18 protein-coding genes and 1 tRNA gene are annotated in these 20,005 nt (G+C 35.7%); 1 reads left to right on the top strand and 18 read right to left on the bottom strand.

Annotation, left to right across the window (positions count from 1 at the left end):
- Positions 1–694: 694 nt before the first annotated feature.
- The 18 genes from rfaH to H5201_RS20450 all read right to left on the bottom strand — a co-directional run bounded on the left by rfaH (position 695) and on the right by H5201_RS20450 (position 19,361).
- A complete protein-coding gene (rfaH, locus tag H5201_RS20535) occupies positions 695–1,183 on the bottom strand; it encodes a transcription/translation regulatory transformer protein RfaH (protein WP_182785275.1) in 489 nt (162 codons plus the stop codon).
- A gap of 138 nt (positions 1,184–1,321) precedes the next feature.
- On the bottom strand, positions 1,322–2,059 hold the full coding sequence (locus H5201_RS20530) for a glycosyltransferase family 2 protein (protein WP_149980558.1): 738 nt from the start codon (positions 2,057–2,059) through the stop codon (positions 1,322–1,324).
- Between the two features lie 49 nt (positions 2,060–2,108).
- Positions 2,109–3,014: an NAD-dependent epimerase/dehydratase family protein gene (locus H5201_RS20525; protein WP_182785274.1), complete on the bottom strand. Its 906-nt coding sequence runs from the start codon at positions 3,012–3,014 to the stop codon at positions 2,109–2,111.
- 1 nt (position 3,015) lies between these two features.
- The gene (locus tag H5201_RS20520) at positions 3,016–4,101 is read right to left on the bottom strand and encodes a glycosyltransferase family 4 protein (RefSeq protein ID WP_149980556.1); all 1,086 of its coding nucleotides are present in this window, start codon (positions 4,099–4,101) and stop codon (positions 3,016–3,018) included.
- Positions 4,101–5,396: a hypothetical protein gene (locus H5201_RS20515; RefSeq protein ID WP_149980555.1), complete on the bottom strand. Its 1,296-nt coding sequence runs from the start codon at positions 5,394–5,396 to the stop codon at positions 4,101–4,103. Before H5201_RS20515 ends, H5201_RS20520 begins: the two co-directional genes overlap by 1 nt.
- 23 nt (positions 5,397–5,419) lie before the next feature.
- Positions 5,420–6,337, bottom strand: coding sequence for a glycosyltransferase (locus H5201_RS20510; RefSeq protein WP_182740735.1), 918 nt, complete (start codon positions 6,335–6,337; stop codon positions 5,420–5,422).
- 46 nt (positions 6,338–6,383) lie between these two features.
- A complete protein-coding gene (locus H5201_RS20505; protein WP_182762442.1) occupies positions 6,384–7,655 on the bottom strand; it encodes an O-antigen translocase in 1,272 nt (423 codons plus the stop codon).
- A complete protein-coding gene (locus H5201_RS20500; protein WP_149980552.1) occupies positions 7,642–8,763 on the bottom strand; it encodes a DegT/DnrJ/EryC1/StrS aminotransferase family protein in 1,122 nt (373 codons plus the stop codon). Before H5201_RS20500 ends, H5201_RS20505 begins: the two co-directional genes overlap by 14 nt.
- A gap of 36 nt (positions 8,764–8,799) precedes the next feature.
- Entirely contained in the window at positions 8,800–9,552 is a 753-nt protein-coding gene (locus H5201_RS20495) for an acyltransferase (protein ID WP_149980551.1), read from the bottom strand.
- Between the two features lie 12 nt (positions 9,553–9,564).
- The gene (locus H5201_RS20490; RefSeq protein WP_149980550.1) at positions 9,565–10,407 is read right to left on the bottom strand and encodes a 3-hydroxyacyl-CoA dehydrogenase family protein; all 843 of its coding nucleotides are present in this window, start codon (positions 10,405–10,407) and stop codon (positions 9,565–9,567) included.
- Positions 10,400–10,804, bottom strand: a complete 405-nt coding sequence (locus H5201_RS20485; protein WP_149980549.1) for an FdtA/QdtA family cupin domain-containing protein — start codon at positions 10,802–10,804, stop codon at positions 10,400–10,402. Before H5201_RS20485 ends, H5201_RS20490 begins: the two co-directional genes overlap by 8 nt.
- A gap of 2 nt (positions 10,805–10,806) precedes the next feature.
- The gene (rfbA, locus tag H5201_RS20480) at positions 10,807–11,682 is read right to left on the bottom strand and encodes a glucose-1-phosphate thymidylyltransferase RfbA (RefSeq protein WP_149980548.1); all 876 of its coding nucleotides are present in this window, start codon (positions 11,680–11,682) and stop codon (positions 10,807–10,809) included.
- Entirely contained in the window at positions 11,682–12,770 is a 1,089-nt protein-coding gene (gene rfbB, locus H5201_RS20475) for a dTDP-glucose 4,6-dehydratase (RefSeq protein WP_149980547.1), read from the bottom strand. Before rfbB ends, rfbA begins: the two co-directional genes overlap by 1 nt.
- 23 nt (positions 12,771–12,793) lie before the next feature.
- Positions 12,794–13,762, bottom strand: coding sequence for an exopolysaccharide biosynthesis polyprenyl glycosylphosphotransferase (locus H5201_RS20470; RefSeq protein ID WP_246175487.1), 969 nt, complete (start codon positions 13,760–13,762; stop codon positions 12,794–12,796).
- Between the two features lie 96 nt (positions 13,763–13,858).
- Positions 13,859–14,818 (bottom strand): Wzz/FepE/Etk N-terminal domain-containing protein, encoded by a 960-nt coding sequence (locus H5201_RS20465; RefSeq protein WP_182740737.1) that lies wholly within the window; start codon positions 14,816–14,818, stop codon positions 13,859–13,861.
- Positions 14,819–14,940: 122 nt separating this feature from the next.
- Complete coding sequence (locus H5201_RS20460; protein ID WP_182785276.1) at positions 14,941–17,610, bottom strand: SLBB domain-containing protein; 2,670 nt, start codon at positions 17,608–17,610, stop codon at positions 14,941–14,943.
- A gap of 125 nt (positions 17,611–17,735) precedes the next feature.
- Positions 17,736–18,512 (bottom strand): YdiY family protein, encoded by a 777-nt coding sequence (locus tag H5201_RS20455; RefSeq protein ID WP_149980544.1) that lies wholly within the window; start codon positions 18,510–18,512, stop codon positions 17,736–17,738.
- 30 nt (positions 18,513–18,542) lie between these two features.
- Positions 18,543–19,361, bottom strand: a complete 819-nt coding sequence (locus tag H5201_RS20450) for a mechanosensitive ion channel family protein (protein WP_145236563.1) — start codon at positions 19,359–19,361, stop codon at positions 18,543–18,545.
- 282 nt (positions 19,362–19,643) lie between these two features.
- Here H5201_RS20450 and H5201_RS20445 point away from each other — a divergent pair.
- Positions 19,644–19,719, top strand: a tRNA-His gene (locus H5201_RS20445).
- Positions 19,720–20,005 lie beyond the last annotated feature (286 nt).

The following is a 20,005-nucleotide window of genomic DNA, read 5'->3' as shown; positions in this document are numbered from 1 at the left end:
TGTTCTCTGTGGTGAATATTTATTCTTTTAGGGCCAAAGCCGGCTCCTACGAAAACCAATTTTATCACCGAGCACTGAGTAAATCTTTCGCGGTAGCAAGCTACTCGCCTACAAAACCATTTTTATCACCGAGCACTGAGTAAATCTTTCGCGGTAGCAAGCTACTCGCCTACAAAACCATTTTTACCACCGAGCTTCGCAACACCGAGAAAACATTTATGAAGCCCTTAGGTTAACTTCTTATTCCTTCCTCTGTGATTTCGGTGTTCTCTGTGGTGAATATTTATTCTTTTCGGGCTAAACGGCTCATACGAAAACCATTTTTATCACCAAGCACTGAGTAAACCTTTCGCGGTAGCAAGCTACTCGCCTACAAAACCATTTTTACCACCGAGCTTCGCAACACCGAGAAAACATTTATGAAACCCTTAGGTTAACTTATTATCCCTTCCTCTGTGATTTCGGTGTTCTCTGTGGTGAATCTTTATTCTTTTCGGGCTAAACGGCTCATACGAAAACCATTTTTATCACCGAGCACTGAGTAAATCTTTCGCGGTGGCAAGCCACTCGCCTACACGTAATTAAACACCAGAATACAATTTAACACCGTAGGCGTTAAGCTTGCTGACGCGTGTTCATTAGGTCATTGTCACTTCCCTAGTGCCTTTAACCTTTAACCTTTAACTTAAAACTTTTAACTTACTTTTCTTACGTCGCTGTTATCTACGCTCATTTCTATTTGTTTATTTAGTAGGCTGACTAACAATATGCTGCGCATGTCGCCGTCTGGCTCTTTAAATATTGCTTGTACGTCTTTAAATGAGCCATTATTTAGGCACACTAAATCACCGGGTTGCGGTAAATTATTACTATCTTGCGCTAGCTCGAAATTTTTTAATTCTTTAATAAGTTGTGCAGGTACTAATTGATACGACGCACCATACGACACAAAACCACTAATACCGCGGGTGTTTTTTACCGCAGCAAAGTTGCCGGTGTGGGGATTTAAGCGAACAAATAAATAATTAGGAAACACAGCGGATTGTTTAAAAGTACGACGACCCTTCATTAGCTGTTGTTTTTGTAGCTGAGGAAAAAAAGCTTCAATCCCTTGGTTTTGTAAATTAACTTGAGCACGAGCTTCTTGCCTTGATTTACAAAATAATAAGTACCAACTATCCATATCAATCCCTAAAATAGTGACTTTGCGTCTAAGAGCTGCATATTCTCATTTCAGACGCGGGGGATTATACGTGCTACTTTAGGGTGGTGTCTATAAAAAAACCGATTAAAACTTTTCAAGTTAAAATAGGGTAGAAGATCAAACTCTACTTTTAATTGCATTGATGAAATAACACATAAAGTAATACCAAATATTTATTGGTGAAATGAATTTTTGCTTCTTTAGTATTTTAAAATGCCATATCGCAGCTTTAAATTTATTTGCAGACAGGCTATTAGTATGCACTCTATAATTTGCTAAGGGGCTAGATACTCCTACAGAATCAGTTTGTGTCAAAATTCTAAGCCACATATCATAATCCTCATGTCCAATAGGCTCCTGCATCACAACACCTAACTTGCTAACGCTATATATTCCAGTCAAATTGCCAATTTGATTTCCTTTTAGCATATCTTTATAAGTAACTAACTTTTTAGCTTTTTTAAAGCCTAAAAATGCCCCCACGCTATCAACTCGGTTATAAGCAGTATGAGATGCATACACACCGTTTTCGACCATTGCTTCCAATTGTAAAACTAGCTTCGAAGGTTCCCAAGTATCATCACTATCTAAAAAAGCAACATACTCACCAGAAATGTATTTCAAACTATTATTTCGAGCCGACCAGGCACCTGATACACCATGATTGAGATAATATTTTATTCTGTCATCTTTAGCGGCATAATTTAAAATAATATCTTTTGTACCATCTGTTGAATTATCATCAGTAACTAACAATTCCCACTGTGTGTGAGTTTGTTTTAAAATTGATTCTATACTTTGAATAATTGTGTGTTGTGCGTTGTAAGCGGGCATAACTATAGATATTAACGACATATCAAAAACCTAAAAATTAGTTGCTTTATCATACTTTGGGGATTTAATCTTAGAGTTCAAGTTCGCTTATCAAGTGACGAATACCATCACGTAGACTAGTTTTCTTATGTTCAGTTACAACAGAGGTTAAGCGTGAAACATCTAAAATATTTGATTCAATCAATGGACTTGGGGGCTTTATATAATTAATTACATAATCACACCGCCCGCTTAATTCGCCGTCTATTACCTTGATGATATCCAATGTTGATAGACCTCCTCCAGATCCAATATTATATATTGAAAAAGGTAAGTCATTAGCTTCTAATAATTGGATGAACAAATTTACAAAGTCATCTATGTAAATGTAATCCCTCACTTCATTACCAGTTCCCCAAACCTCAATACTATTAGAGTTTTTAATTCGTCCCAAAAGTACAGCAATTAACCCTTGCGTTCCTTTAATATTTTGGTGCTTCCCGTATGGATTCGCAGGCCTAACAATTAAAAATTGTTTTCCTAAACGCATACTTTCTAATTTGATAAATTCTTCTAACTCAACTTTACTTTTACCGTAAGGGCATATAGGACCCAGCTCATCAATCTCATGGTGAGGATTCTTACTATCTTTGTAAACTCGCCCACCGGATGAAAAAAATATAACTCGCTCAACAATTATAAATAATGATGTTAAGGCAGCTTTATTATTAGCAATTTCTTGCTTATAGTTATCCAGACTCCCATTTACAGGTACTGTATTGACTAAATATATTGCATCATGTATTTCTTCTGGCGATAAAAAAGCTAATTTTTCAGATATCTCATGCAACTCCCCTTTGATAAAGATTAAATTTTCTGAAATTATACTTGGCTCAGTACGCCCATAAACAAAAATCCTATATGAATCAGAAAGAAACTTTTCAATTAAATTTAAGCCAATAAAGCTCGCCCCCCCAACTAAAATAACTTTTTTCATATCATTTCATCTCTATTACTGAATTGTATAATTTTTCAGTTATTTTTGTTACTTGCTTCCAACTATGATTATCAATAACGTATTCATGGGCTTTAAGTATTTTGACTGTTAAATCTTCACGAGTATAACTACTAATTTCTAAAAGGTGCTTTGCGATTGATTCTGGTGTTCCTTCTGCCAACCAGCCAATGTCGTTTTTATTTAATATTTCCGACATATTAGCACCCGGCGTAACTAAGCATGCAATACCAAAATATAACGCCTCAAGAATTGCCATGGGAAAACCTTCATATCTAGACGTTAAAACAAATACATCTGATTCTTTAAAAGCGTTAATTTTCTGCTCACCAAAAACACCACCTTTAAATTTTATGTAAGGTGAATCTAAACTTTTAATACAAGATCTAACAATTGCCTCTTCTTTCTCACTTCCGATTCCATAAATATCTAAATGTATACGGTCAATCAAACCTTTTTCTTTTATCAACATTAGAGCATCAAGCAAAATATCAGTGCCTTTATGATTAAAGTCAATTCTAGAAAGGTAAATGAATCGAATAGGCTCTTCTTTACTGACCGTCTTTTCAGTCGGATTTTCATAATTAAAATCTAAAGCATTTGGCTCAATATACTCGCTGTCATTCCAGGACAAAGAATTTTTTTTCTCATCTTCATTAGTAAATATCGTTCCAGCGGCTGAAGATATAAACTTTTTATAAAATACTCTATTTGCAATCATCTTCTTTAGCTTTGACTTTTTCTGAGCCGCTTTCATCAAACTTGAATGAGGTTTTACAATATATTTAATGTTTAGAGACTTTAATAGCTTATATAATGAATAATACTTTAGATAATAAATACCATGAAAAACTACCAAATCGAAGCTTTCTAAAAATAGTGAGGGTGTTTTAATATCAAAGAAATTAAACACCTCAATTTCTTGTGAATCGAATGAGTTATCAAAAATCAAAAGTGATGGTTTTATTAATTCACTGTGTAGGCTGTGCATTTTGATCATCTCAGGGATCAATCGACCAATACCGTTCGATGGCTCTATTTCATTCCCAACAACATGTAAAACTTTCATTACTCTTCCTTTACCTTAGCCTTTTTCTTTAAAATAAAAAAGCCGGGCATTTTAACGACAATTAAAAACACTGACAAAATAATAAAACATAACCAAGACTTGAAATACAAGAAAAATGAAAAGTCATTATTGATTGGTAATGTAAGTAGCGTGACAATATAAACGGCATGGGCATAACCGTGCAGGTATCTGCTGAATACCCCCTTCAAAATATATAAACCAACGATATTCATAGTGACAATTAAAGGAGCTATTATAAGCGATATATCGCCAAAAATAGTCCATGCATGTGATTGCATATAAGTATTCGAGTTAACCCATGCACTACCAGCTGTAGGAAAAAATATTGTAATAATTTCAGCAGCAGGATCTATTGCCGCAAACCCAAACGAGCCAGCTAATGGCATACCATAAGTTATACGCTCAAAGTCTGGGGTCAGTACATCATACATCATGTATGCGCCTTCGGCTTGGCCAATAAACATTCTTCCAGCAACTGCGTTTAAAACCTCTCCAATGGGCGTTTCATGTAAAACCATGAAGCCACCTGCCAAAAACATTAATCCTATTAGTGGTGTAATTAATACATAAAAGTAGTTAATATTTTTTGCTTTTTTTAGATACAAAACAAATAACATAAAAAATACCATTACTAATTTAGACTTTTGTAGGTCATACAAGCAATAAAAAGTCATCAGGTAAAAATTAATATAAAATATCTTTGATGTGGAGGGTAGTATCTGTTTACATATGTAGGAATAAATTAGTGATACATAAGGGAAATACATAAAAATATACCCTATAAAAAGCCCACCCATTCCTGTTTCTTGTTTAAGTATTTTTGCCTTCAGCAGAGCAGCACCTATAGCATCTCCCTTTAGAGCCAGTAGGATCGGTAGCTGCCCTATAGAAGCAACCTTAATAAACACTACAACAATTGAAATTAGCAATAACCCTACACCCATTCCTTTTGAGACAGGCACCGTTTTTAGATTAATATCTAAATCAATGTATTTAGAACAAAAAGATAGCATGAGCAATAAAGTGGCAATTGAACATGTTGTATAGCGAAATGTTAATTCTAAAAGCTCTTGCGACATTCCAGTTTGAATATTCAAGACTAGAGGGAAGGCAAAAAATGAAACTAAAATTGTACCGGGTATAATTTGAACAAATAGTGTTAAAAAAAGATATGACCCTAAAATAGAGGGTCTAAAAGAGAAAATCCTCAGTTGATAATTTGCTACAAGCGTAGCAAAAATCAAAAATATAAAAATTAGTAGATTTTCTATCACAAAAATTGACCTCAAACACTTAATTATAAAAACTTTCTAATCATTTTATAAAGTCTATATGGCCTAAATAGGCATGTTATGTAATGATAAATTAAATATGTGTTACTTCTTTTAGTGCCAACAAATTTGAGCCACAATGTTTTTTCTTTGAAAATAATATAGTCGTCCCAAATTTTGAATACATCTTTATAACTCAGCTCAGGCCAAATACAATCCTTTTGAAAGCAATAGAGTGAATTCAAGTATTTAGCATTGCCAATAAACTCGCTATGTTGACTCAATGAGTCTCCGACTCGATAGTAGACAGTCTCTTTCTCAAAATAATCAAGACCAATACCCTGCTTTAAAATTTTATACCATAATGGATAATCTTCGAGCATGGCGTATCTCTCGTCAGCGAAGCCAACACTCTCTAGCGTTTTTTTATTCATAAACGATGTTGGTGCTAAAATATTGCAACCCTTCAAGAGCATATTAAACTGCTCAGCTTGCGTCATAGCAAAAAGTTTTTGATCATTTTTTGCCACTTTTTGATTTTTTAAATCACCCGAAAATAAGATGGCGTCAGAGAATAAAACTTGCGCTTCAGGATGTTCTTTTATGTAGTTAAGATTATCGCAAATGCAGGTATCTACTAATATATCGTCGGCAGCAATCGTTTTAACCCATCGTCCAGTCGCATTTCGCCAAACAATATTGCAGTTTGCTGAAACTCCTTTATTTACTTTATTTTTATATAAGGCAGCTCTGTAGAAGTGATGCTGATTCGATTGCAACCAATCACTGGCAACTACGGTAGTATTATCACTAGAGCCATCATCGCTTATTAATAACTCTATATTTTTTGCTTGATAGGTTTGCGTTAACGCACTATTAAGTGTTTCGAGAATTGTGCTTGAAGAGTTATAGGCAACAATAGCAATTGTAATTACTTCTGACATATAAAGTCACTCATAATATTAGATTTAAAAAGGCAAGTTGAAAGGTTTATTTAAACATTAGAGCTGACTTTTTATTACGCAGGTAATTTAGAGTAATAAAAGCAACAACTATAAAGTATACTGAATAATTTAAAGCATAAGCGTAAGTAACACCATTTAGGCCGTATTGACTCACAAGGTATTTTGCTAAAAGTACAAAACCAATCGAAAACACTATTTCCGTTGTTATGAATAACTTTGTCATTGCCTTTGCCAACATTACGTAACTAAGAAGCCACGAAGCCAATTTAATTACATCACCTATAAGCTGCCATTTAAAAAGCTCAGCCATGGGTATAAACTCCTTCGAGAAGAGAACTTGTATAATAAGTTCTCTAAGAAAATATATTAACATAGCCATTAAAATCACTATTGGAAGTATTATTTTATAACCATTTATCAATTCTTTTTTAATTTCTTTTTTAGATGTTAATTCAGCAAGCTTAGGTAGGTAATAGATCCCTAATGTTGTAGTAACCACCATTAAATACATACTTGAAATATACCAGATAGCTTGCCAATAACCCGCCTCTTGCCAACTTAAATTATTACCTAAGTAGTCGCGAACAATAAGGTGAGAGATAGGAGCTACTGCAGCACTTGTTAAAGTCATTGCTGAAAATTTAAATAATTTTTTAGCTTCTATTTTATCAAAGCGCTTTCGAAATGCTGATAATTTAATCAGTGCATGGTGACGAATCGCCCAAATAAGTACCAATAATATTATTGATTGATTGGTTACCATAGCAATGAATACGCCTTCTAATCCTAGCCAATAGATCATCACTAAGGTAAAAATTAAACTAAAGACGCTTTGCACTATATTTATACTAATGAAAACTTTTATCTCTTTGAGACCATTTATTATTGATAAAAGCAGTTGGTTTAATACAAAGAAAATAATACTAAAACCAAAAAGTATAAATATGTAGGTGTAATCACGATTTTTTAAGAAGTAATCGGCCAATTGTCCTGAAAAAACGCATACGATTATTCCGGCACTAACAGCAGTGAAAAAACTAATAACTGTTGCGGTACTAAATAGCGCACTTGTTGTTTTATTTTCAACTGAATACTCAGCTGTATGCTTTACAACCCCTTGGTTAATACCACCTTGACCAGCAGTCATAGCAATCTGAATAAAATTTTGAAGTTGGCCCATCAATGCAAGCCCTGAAGGGCCAACTAAAACAGCTACAGCTTTATTTATCACTAGAGCAGCGAGCATTTTCACTGCGGTAGCAATAAAACTCAAAACAGATGTTTTAAGTAATGTCATATAAAGAAACAGCGTTGATTACTTGATCTAAATCTTCACTTTCCATAACAGGAGACAACGGAAGACTTATAACTTCTTTATGGATTAGCTCGGTAATTGGAAACGATTGATTACTCCAATCCGGATAAGCACTTTGCTTATGTGGTGGCTTAGGGTAATGAATTAAAGTTTGTACACCCAGATCGTTCATATAGGCTTGAAAAGTAACTCTATCAGTAGCCCTAATAACAAATAAATGCCACACATGTGTTTCTTCAGTTGTTATATCTGTATCATCTGCAAATGGAAGTATAAACTGAGAACCCTTCAAAGCACTCATATACCTTGCAGCTACCGCACGTCTATGGGCTATTTCGTTATCTAAATAACGTAGCTTAACCCTAAGCATAGCAGCTTGTATTTCATCTAAGCGGCTATTGACACCTTGATAAACATTTTCATACTTTTCTTTACTTCCATAGTTGCCAAGCGCACGAATTGTATCGGCTAATTCTTGATCACTGGTAGTTACAGCTCCAGCATCACCAAGGGCTCCCAAATTCTTCCCTGGATAAAAGCTAAAACCACTGGCATCACCCCAACTACCCGCTTTCTTACCACCTAGGCTAGCGCCATGGGCTTGAGCGGAATCTTCCAGAACAAGTAAGTTACTGCGCTTTGCTATACCCATAATAGCTGGCATATTTGCCAATTGCCCATATAAATGAACTACCAGTATTACTTTCGTTTTAGAAGTAATTGCTGCTTCGGTTTTTACAGGACATAGATTGTAACTATGCTGCTCAGGTTCAACTAATACAGGTTTTAATTTATTTTCTGTTATAGCTAAGATACTGGCTATATAAGTATTTGCAGGAACGATAACTTCGTCACCGTCCTTTAACTTTCCTAACTCTTTCCATGCCCTCAAAGTCAACGTAAGTGCGTCTAAGCCGTTAGCAACACCAATGCAATACTTTGTGCCACAATATTGAGCAAACTCACTTTCAAATTCAGCGACTTCTTTACCTTGAACATACCAACCTGACTCTATAACTCTGCTACAAGCAGAAATTAAGTCAGCTTTGTATTGATTGTTAATTTTTTTTAAATCTAGAAAAGGGATCATTATCAACTCATTTATTTTTTCAACAATTAACTGTAATCAAATACTAAATTCAGCAATCCACTTTTCCACTTCGGCCTGAGGATATCCGCGAGTAAAATGACTTCGCCAAGGGTAAGCATTTCGGTTGGAACCATCTTTAAGTTTTATCTTAGTAATTTCACATATAGGTTTAGCCGGATTACCAGCTACAACCCACCCTGAATTTACTGTTTTCCCGACAATACTACCTGCACCTATCAATGTATCAGATTCAACTTTTACCCCCGGTAAAATAACTGACATGGTCGCAATTACAGCAAAGTCACTAATTTCACAACCAAGTAGAACTTCACTTGGTGGGTGGGGATCATTTGTAAGTACGACATATGGAAAAATCCATACATAATTACCTATTTTTGACTTATTCCCAATATGAACATTACTATGGCACTTTACGTAATCGCCGATAGTGCAATGCCCTTGGATATCACCCAACGTACCAATTTGAAATCCAACACCTGCCGTTGTCTTCTCTCTAATAGTTACACGATGGCCTGTGACTAAATTATCGCCAAAGGTAGAAGCAGCATAAAAAATACTATGGCTACGGATATAGCTATTTTTTCCAAGAACTAATGGCAACCCTTCAGAAAATGCATTCTCGACTCCTAACTCACAGAACGATTCAATAACTGAGTTATCGCCTATAGATACATTTTCGTGAACAATAGTAAATGCTCCAATTGTTACATCTTTTCCAATTGAAGCTGTTTCACTAATAATAGCTGTTGGATGAATCAAATTCGCCATCTTGAGTTCCTTTTAATAAGAGTAAAAACCAATACCCGTTTTTCTACCTAATTTTTTTGCGCTAACCATTTTACGAAGCAAATATGAAGGTCGATACTTTGAGTCTGAAGTTGCTGTATATAGAGCCTCCATAATTGATAAGCAAACATCATTACCGATAAGATCAGCTAAAGCTAATGGCCCTAATGGGTGATGAGCACCTAATTTCATTGCCGAATCAATCTCTTCAGCACTTGCAACTTGACTACTTAAAATTTCAACAGCTTCATTAATCATAGGAATAAGCAACCTATTCACAATAAATCCAGGGCTATCTTCAACACGCACAGGTTTTTTCTGTAATAAAGTACAAAAATCCCAACACTTGTCCACTACTGAGGTTGAGGTAAGCATTGATGGTATTATTTCAACCAACTCCATACTCGCTACAGGATTAAAAAAGTGAATACCTATGAAGTTTTCTGGGTATTTATAGCCTGCAGCCATATCTGTTACAGATAAACTGGATGTATTTGTTGCCCAAATAGTATTCTCTGTTATGAAACCAGTATAATCTTGAATAATTTGCTTTTTTTGATTGATATTTTCACTAATAGCTTCAAAAACAAAATCATAACTAGCTTCGTTCGCCAACTCTTTTACGATATCAATTTTATCTAATACATCGCTCTGCGATTCTTTTAATTGCATTCGCTTTAAAGAGCGTTTAACTAATTTTTCAAGTTCAGGTTTTAGGCATATGACTTTTTCTTCACTTCTAACTAAAATGGTAACGTTAAAACCTTTTAGGGCGAATTGACTCGCAACTCCAGCCCCCATAGTACCGGCGCCTATCACCAAAATATTACTAAACATTATTTACGCCTTTTAAAAACTCATCATAATTTCGAATGTAATCAGATTCATCGTAATGTTCACTTGCTAATACAAGTAACACACAATCATCGCTAAAATCGTGCATTTCCCGCCATATCATATCTTCAATCAAAATACCTTTAGTGGCTGAATCCAACCACTCTTCTTTTCTTTGTATGCCATCATCAAGTGTCATGCGGCATTTACCTGTTACACAAACGGCTACTTGCTTTAGCTTTTTATGGGCATGAAAACCTCTAGCAACACCAGGCTTAGTTCCAAAAATGTAATACACTCGCTTGATATCAAATGGTATTGACTTATTACTTTCAAGAGAAACAAGCGATCCTCGTTCATCACCTAATGGCGGTAAGTTAATTAGTTTAATTAAGCTCATAATTATTCCTTAATTATTTCTAACAAATACTGCCCATAATTATTTTTAAGTAGTGGTTTTGCTAAATCTATTACCTGTGACTTGGTAAGCCAACCATTATTAAATGCAATCTCTTCTAAGCAAGCTACTTTATAACCTTGACGTTTTTCAATTGTTTCAACAAAGCTTGCAGCTTCTAATAAGCTTTCGTGCGTTCCAGTGTCAAGCCATGCAAAACCGCGCCCTAACATCTCTACATTAAGGTTTTTACTTTTCAGGTACATATCATTTAAGCAAGTTATTTCTAGTTCACCACGGCTAGAAGGTTTTACATTTTTTGCCATTTCCACAACTTGGTTGTCATAAAAATACAAACCCGTGACCGCAAAATGAGATTTAGGCTTTATAGGTTTCTCTTCTATTGATATGGCCTTGTTATTCTCATCAAACTCAACAACACCAAAGCGTTCTGGATCTTTTACTTGGTAACCAAACACTGTTGCACCATTTTTATTTTTTGCATTCTCAACGGCATGTTTTAGCTTTGGTGTAAAACCTTGTCCATAAAAAATATTATCACCTAAGACTAAGCACACATCATCATCACCGATGAAATCCTCACCGAGTATAAAAGCTTGAGCTAACCCATCAGGACTTGGTTGGATAATATAAGAGAAATTAACACCAAACTCACTGCCATCACCTAATAAACGTTCAAATCCGGCTATATCGTCTTTTGTTGTGATTATAAGTATTTCACGGATCCCAGCTAACATCAGGACAGAAATTGGATAATAAATCATTGGCTTATCATAAACAGGCAGCAATTGCTTTGAGACACCTTTAGTTATTGGATAAAGTCTTGTCCCCGAACCACCTGCTAATACAATACCTTTCATTATTTATCTTCCTTCATTTCATTCAGTGTGCCTAAACGCTCTCTTTGATAGGAACCATTTTGTACATTCTCACACCAGTTAGTATTAACCAAATACCAATCCACTGTCTTACGCAAACCAGTTTCAAACGTTTCTACTGGTGTCCAATTGAGTTCACAACTCATTTTTGTTGAGTCTATTGCATAACGCCTATCATGACCGGGACGATCTGCTACATATGTAATTTGCTCTTTATATTTCGATTTTTTAGGTACCAGCTCATCTAATATGCTGCAAATAGTTTGCACAACTTCTATATTTTTCTTCTCATTATGCCCACCTATATTATACGTTTCTCCAACTTTTCCTTCAGTGACCACTTTATAAAGAGCTCTTGCATGATCATCGACATATAACCAATCGCGAATTTGATCCCCTTTACCATAAATAGGGAGTTCTTTTCCATCTAGTGCGTTTAGAATAACAAGTGGAATTAACTTTTCAGGAAAATGATATGGACCATAATTATTAGAACAATTAGTTACTATTGTTGGTAAACCATAAGTGCGAAGCCAACTGCGGACAAGGTGATCGCTTGATGCTTTACTTGCTGAGTAAGGGCTACTCGGCGAGTAAGATGTCTCCTCTGTAAATAACGGAAGAGTGCCGCTTTGTTCATCAGGGTGTGGTAAATCACCATAAACTTCATCTGTAGAAATATGATGAAATCGAAAATCAGCTTTTACAGGATCACTTAATCGATTCCAATAACATCTAGCAGCCTCTAGCAAATTATATGTGCCAATAATATTGGTTTGTATAAATTCAGCGGACCCGGTAATTGAGCGATCAACATGGCTTTCTGCTGCCAAGTGCATAACCGCATCTGGTTCATATTGATCAAATATGCGATCTAATTCTGAACGTTCACAAATATCAACTTTTTCAAAGTAGTAGCGCTCGTTATCCTGAACGGCAACTAATGATTCTAAGTTTCCAGCGTACGTAAGTTTGTCTAAATTAATGACCGTATCGTTCGTATTTTCAATTATATGCCTAATGACTGCTGAACCAATAAACCCAGCACCACCTGTAACAAGAATTTTCAAAATATATCTCTCTAAATTTAATCTTATCGACCCATACCAAATAATACGACTTTAACAGTCTTAAATAATATTTTAATATCCAACCAAGTACTATGATGCTTGATATAATATATGTCATATTTATGCTTCCAAATGGCATCTTCTGTAGATGCACCATAAGGATAACTAATTTGCGCCAGCCCTGTAATACCTGGCTTCACAGCATGTCTAAAGCGGTAATAAGGAATTTCTTTTTCGAGGCTATCTATAAACACCTCTCTTTCTGGACGAGGACCAACAATTGACATCTCACCTCTAAAAATATTAATTATTTGAGGTAATTCATCAATACGTGTTCGCCTTATAAACTGTCCAACTCGTGTAACTCTACTATCATTTTTTGATGCCCATTGTGCACCTGATTTTTCTGCATTCTTGCTCATTGACCTAAATTTAATCACAGAGAATTCTTCGTTATATTGCCCTGTTCGCCTTTGCTTATAAAAAATAGCTCCTGGTGATTCTAATTTAATAAGTAAGGCAGTTATCAAGCCAATAGGAAGCGCAATTAACGTAAGTAAAAGTGCAGCGGCTATATCCATAACCCTTTTTGCAAACTGTGTTCGCTTATGCGATAAAATCGAAAATGCCTTCTGATGCAAAAAGTAACTACTATGAAGTAAAGCAACTTCTGTATAACCAAATCGTGCATCTAAATAACTAACGAGAGGCTCCACCCAAGCGCCTAATTCAGTCGCAACAACTAAGTAATGTCTTTGCTCTAAACTTAAATCCGCAGCTTGGTAGTGACATATTACTTGCTTGCTTAAATCTTTTAAGCTGTAGTCATTGACCTTGATATCAAAATCATAGTTACCGACAAGCTTATTAATTAACGACTCTAAACTTTCAGGGCAATATACATATATAGTTTTTTGTTTTAAAGCTTCACTACTTGCTTTAAATCTATTATGTACATGTATATCTGTATGGTTTATTTTATTTTCGAACATTCGATTTCTTTCTATATTTAATTGCAACATAACTCTTAGCGTAAAAGTCTGTCTAAATAACAACACTTCATCGCTAAATAACAGCTATACTAGAAGTCAGCTTTTTTTAGAAAAATACTGCATTAGAACAAACATCACGCTCAAGGCAAAGCCTAATACGGCCCCTAGGATACATATAAGCAACCTCTTAGGTTTGAACTTTTCCTCAGGAACAATAGCTTTATCTATTGTCTTAAAAATATACTCATCTCTAACCTCAGCAAATAAAATTGTCTTCGCTTGTTCTTCTATTAATTTAAATAAAATAGTACGAATACCAGCAATCGTGGTTTCTGATATTTGTTTATTTAAAAACTCAGTGCTGCGCTTAGCCTCGAGCACATCCCTACTTTTCATTTCAGCATTAATATCTTCAACCAGCCATGTAACCCAATTCTTTGCTATATAAGGTGATACATGTTCGATTGAAATCGTCACCATTCCACTATCTTTGGCTAATGCAACAGACATTATCTTATTAAACTCTTTGTATGCTTCCTGCATCGATGGCTCAGCTTTAAATGGAAGATTAACATCTCTCACCCACTGACTTTCTGACACTAGGTAATCATCTTCATCATAACTCAAAGTATTATCAGCCATATTCCATGAATCTACTGCCATTAAATCAGGTAATATTTTATGACGCTGTATAAATTCACTAATAAATTGTCTTGACTTGATTACTTCTATAGCCATTTTAACGTTTTCATCCCCATCGTCGCCAAGACTTATCCCAGCCATACTTGCTAGGCCACCGAGCTGCCCAGCTAAAGCACCTAACCCTCCACCTGACTTATCTGTATCGGCAGGTGCAAGTAGCGCTTCTGACTTATATATATTAGGGCTATTAATCGCAAATAATGCAGCCCCTAAAGTAAATAAAGAAGTGATAATTACTATCAATATCTTTTTCTGTAAAATAGCTAATATCAGCTCATTCGGATCAATTGAATCCTCAGCTATTTCCTGCGTTTTCACACTAACTTCTTGATAATCATTCTCTGTCTTTAACATTACTTCAATTCTCTATTTACAATACATATCACGGATACTGCTTGAATTAGCTACTGAAATCCTGGAAACCGTTATATACATGACTCTAACTCATAGTAACTAGCGATTTGTGAGTTCATTACCTAAAGATTACCAATAGCTGCTACTGCAATACCTAATTGATAAACGATCTGTGTAACAGTACTCCACAGCGTGAGATTGTCCATGTAATTTGAATTAAGCGGCACTACTATTGTGTCACCAGCTTCAATCAGCTGAGAATCATTAACAGCAAACCAACTACCACTATCAGGAATTTTAACTGAACCGTTTGCTTTAATAATGTAAATCCGTTCATCATCCGCACGCTCTTTTAAACCACCACTTAGGGCTATATAATCTTCAAAGCTGGTTCCTGGTTTATATAAATGTGAGGTTGCGTAATTTACTTCACCGATGACGCTGATAGAGTCGCGTTTACTTGGTACATATAAAGTGTCACCGTCTTGCAGCACTAAGCGTTGTTTGTCTTCAACAATTAAAGGTAAATCAATAACTAATCGGCCAACCGCTTCTACATTAGCTAAGTCATTGAGTAACTTATTCATCTCATCATACGAAAGTGAATTGCTACCGACCGAATTTTCAAAACTCTTCTGCGCTATATCTCTGCGTAATTCTTCAGATAACTTAGCGAGTTGCTGTTGCTCTTGTTTACGAATTGATTCTCGAGTGAAAATAGCTGCTTTTTCTTCGGCAAACTCTGAAAAACCACCAGCGCGCTCTAGTAAGTTAGTTAATGTTTCACCACGACGAATTGTATACGACCCAGGAAATTTAACTTCACCTTTTAGCTCAACTTTTACATTTTCTTGCCAGTTAGGGATTGAGAATACATTTAAACTGTCTTTACTACGAAGAATGCGATTATCATCAGACTCTCCAAGTATAGCTTTATGCAAATTAAACTTAATATGCTCTACTTTTGATGCATCACCAGCTAATATACGGGTAATTTCAGCTTGCTCTGTATAAGCAGATTCAAGTAGACCACCTGCTGCAATAATAAGATCATTGACCTCACTACCTATCGTTAATGGATAAATCCCTGGATAAGTAACATGACCATTGATCTCTACCAGTTGCATTGCTTGTCTAACATTTGCTTGCAGTTTTAACTTTGCGATAACCGGCTTTAGCAAGTTATTACGACTAAACAGAGCATAATCTTCAGGCTTTAGTTTTTGCTCTTCTTCTTCAGCTTTGCGTTTTGAGATTTCAGCAATAGTTAAGTTTGAAGTATCCTTTAGTTGTAATTCCATATCATCTGTAGCAACACCAATGTATTTTTCAAACTCTTTCTTTTGGTATTTATGCCATTGCTGAACTTTCACCTGCTGCGCTTGCTGTTCTTCGGTGAGGGCCATATTTTTTAAAGCTAACTCTTCAGCTTCTTTTTCTTCGTAACGACTAAAAACTAATAGTTTATCGTTTGCTTTTAACTCAAAGTCATGTGCAGTTGCTTTTACAATAGCTTGCGCTATGTCGAATTGACGCACTTCAATATCACCTGAAATATTAATTTCACGCACTAATAAAGCGTAACTAAGGTCAGCTTGTGGTAACAAATCACCACGAACAGACGTTAATACATCCGAAATATGCTTGCCTTGATACCATTGATAATTACCTGGTCGTGCAACAGCACCAATTACACTAATTGAGTTTTGATACTGCAAGCTTACCGGATTAAAGCGAATTCTATCGCCATCACGTGGGATATAGGCAATATCTTTGCCACTAAAGTCTACTGATAAAATTTCTTTAGCATTGTAATTATTAAAACGCTCTACAATTGCTTTTTGTGCATACGCTCCAGGCTTCAAGCCACCGGCCATTTTTAATACGTCTTGGGCATTTTCATTATTCTTCAATTCAAATATAGCTGGGCGCTTCACTAACCCTTCAACGGCTACTTGTGAACCAACTGGTGGAATAAATACTACATCCCCTGGCTTTAAGATGATGTCGTTGCGGCTATCACCTTTTATAAGTAGATCATAAAGATCAAAGTTTGCAACAACTTTACCAGCACGTTTAACTTGAATGTTACGCAAAGATGCAATTTCAGATACACCGCCGCTAATAAACAAAGCATGTGACACTGTGGTCAACGACGATACGCTATAACTACCCGGCTTATGTGCTTCACCCAATACTAGGATACGCATGCTGCGTAATTTTCCTAGCGATACAAACGCTTTTACACCTATAACTTCTTGTGCAACTTTGGCTTTGATAAGTTCTTTTATTTCGCCGAATGTAAGCCCAGCAACTTCAACAGGGCTTAAATTAGGGATATTAATTCGGCCTTCACGATCAACATTAACTTCATAGCTTTCACTTTCTTTGCCATAAAAATTAATTTTTAATTGATCACCACGGCCAATTAAATATGTTTCTGGTACTGCCGCATTTTCACTTGGCATAAATGTAGTTGGCTCGCCAGAAAACAACTCGTAGCCAAATGGTTTTATTTCGTCTAATTGCGGCTTAAAGCGTTCTTCGTCGGTTAACTCAGGCTCTTCTTGTAATTGGCGAGGCTGAATTGTAGGCTCATCTTCTTTTATTGAGCTTGATGATGATTTACCGGTAATTGTGGATAGATCGACACCATACTGCTTAGCCAGTGCCTCTTGCTGGGCTTTTGGCAGCTTTTTAAATTGTTCAATCTGCGCTGCACTCGGTGTAAATGCAAATGCAGATGCAGTCGTTAACAGTAAAAAAGTTATTAAAAATCGTTTAAAAAGCATCACAAGTAGGTTTATCCCTAGAACTACAGCCAAAAGATTGGCTATTCTACATTATTTCACTACAAATAAAAAAGGGACTTTCGTCCCTTTATTACAGTTAAATGTCACTTAACAGAGCTAAACTGTTAAAAACTGTAAACCAGTGTCAGCGACGTTTCTGTGTCTGTACTTTCTTTATCATCAGCAACATCTGAGTTGTTGGTGATGTTATAAGCAACTTTCATTTGTAATGAGCCATTTATCTTAGCTAAAAGTGCAGTTTCTGAACGTGTTTTAGTGTTAGTATCACCGTATTCAACTGCAACTAACTGAGTAAACTTAGCGTTGTCAGATATCTGCCAATTATAATCAAGCTTACCTAAAGCAATAACTTCACCTTCACGCTCACCAGCTAAAGAGTTGCCATTTTCATCTACTTCACTACTTGTATCAGGGTATTGAAAATATTTATAACCAGGACCAATTTCAGCATTTAGCCACATGTCAGAACGATCTAACAAGCGTTGACCATAACCAGCTGAGATAACCGACTCACTGCGATAAGCGCCAAAGTAATCTGAAACATGTGAACCATAGATATATAAATGAGCATGATCTTCATTTAATTTATAGTTACCTTGTGCTGATAACGAATATTTTTCGTTAGTACGCTGCTTTTCTTTTATACCCGCTTCATTTTCAACGTTGTCTTCTTTATAAAGACCGTTAATTTTATACTCGTTATTCCAGCTTTCTAAGTTATGTAATGCCTTGATGCCACCCTTAAGAGTGGTTGTTTCAGTATTACCGCTAGTTATGATTGCACCTAGCTCACTGGTAACTTCCCATGTTCTAGCGTCTTCTGCGAATGCGTTAGTTGTAGCTGATACTGCAACTAAAATTGATAAAAGCTTTAATTTCATTAAAAATAACCTTTGTTACTTGTATATTGATTAATCTTGCTTGTGCAAATGAACATCCATTTGCGGAAACGGAATAGTGATATCCGCATCATCTAATGCGATTTTAATGTTCTCAATTAAAGACCAATAAGTTGGCCAGTAATCGCCTGAGTTAACCCACGGACGCACAATGAAGTTTACGCTTGAATCTGCGAGCTCAGACACTGATACGTTATAAGCTGGATCTTTAAGAATGCGTGACTCTTGATCTAGTACTGATTTAAGTACTTCTTTTGCTTTGCGTAAGTCTGCATCATAACCAACACCAATAACTAGATCGATACGGCGAGTTGATTCGCGCGAGTAATTAATAATTGAGTCAGACATAATTTTAGAGTTGGGCATGATGATAACTTTGTTATCTGGTGTGCGTAGTTCAGTAGAGAAAATTTCGATTTTTTTCACTGTACCAGCTTTACCGCCAGCTTCGACATAATCACCCGATTTGAAAGGACGAAGTAATATAATAAGTACGCCAGATGCGAAGTTAGATAGTGAACCTTGCAGTGCCAAGCCAACTGCTAAGCCTGCAGCACCTAAGATAGCGATAAATGAAGTGGTTTCTATGCCTATTTGTGACAACGCCATTAAGATTGTTGCCATAAATACGATGGCATAAACAATGCTTGATACGAACGAACCTACAGCTTTATCTACTTTCTTTTTATCGAATGCTTTTTCAGTTAGGTTAGAGCAAAATTTTGCAACACGACCGCCCAGTAAAAAGATCACCAATGCAATTACAGCTTGAATGCCATAATGCAAAATCAAACCTGAGTTTTCGTTTATCCAGTTAAGTATTGTATCCATTATCACTCCTGATATTCAGTATTAAGCAGTTTGCTGGTTAAATTATATCTGATTTCAATTTATTATTTAATTAATTAATCTATTTATCTTTAAAAGAACGTCTTTAGGGTTAATTTTTATTTTACCCAACCAGATAAAAAACGATTTAAACATTCATTCTCTGGCTGCTTTATGAACAAAAATATTCAATTTTAAATTTTTTTCACTTTTTTTGCTCTTAACCCTTCACAAGATTTATTATTTTATGTATTATCCGCGCCACACCAAACAAGGTGTGTTGTGGCGGTTGTAGCTCAGTTGGTAGAGCCCCGGATTGTGATTCCGGTTGTCGCGGGTTCAAGCCCCGTCAATCGCCCCATCTTTTCCCTTCTTATCTCAATATCAAATACGCTCTTAAAATTCCATTTTATTAATTAATATTAAGCACAAACCAAAAATAATGGCTGAAGCCTGTTCCCACAAGAAACATACACATGCATTACTCGTATGAGAGCGCTTTAGCGCCGATTGGTTGTTGCATATAATACCAATCTGCATAAAGATTAAGTCAATTTTATCCAGTCTCTAGAGCATATGCTTTTAACCGTATCAGGAACAGAAATGAATTTATTCCACGCTTGCGAAACCTGTTCGACTATTTCTTC

Source organism: Pseudoalteromonas sp. SG43-6 (assembly GCF_014164365.1).
Taxonomy (GTDB): domain Bacteria; phylum Pseudomonadota; class Gammaproteobacteria; order Enterobacterales; family Alteromonadaceae; genus Pseudoalteromonas; species Pseudoalteromonas rhizosphaerae.
Note: the sequence above shows the minus strand (reverse complement) of the source record. Positions and strands in the feature narration are given on the sequence as shown.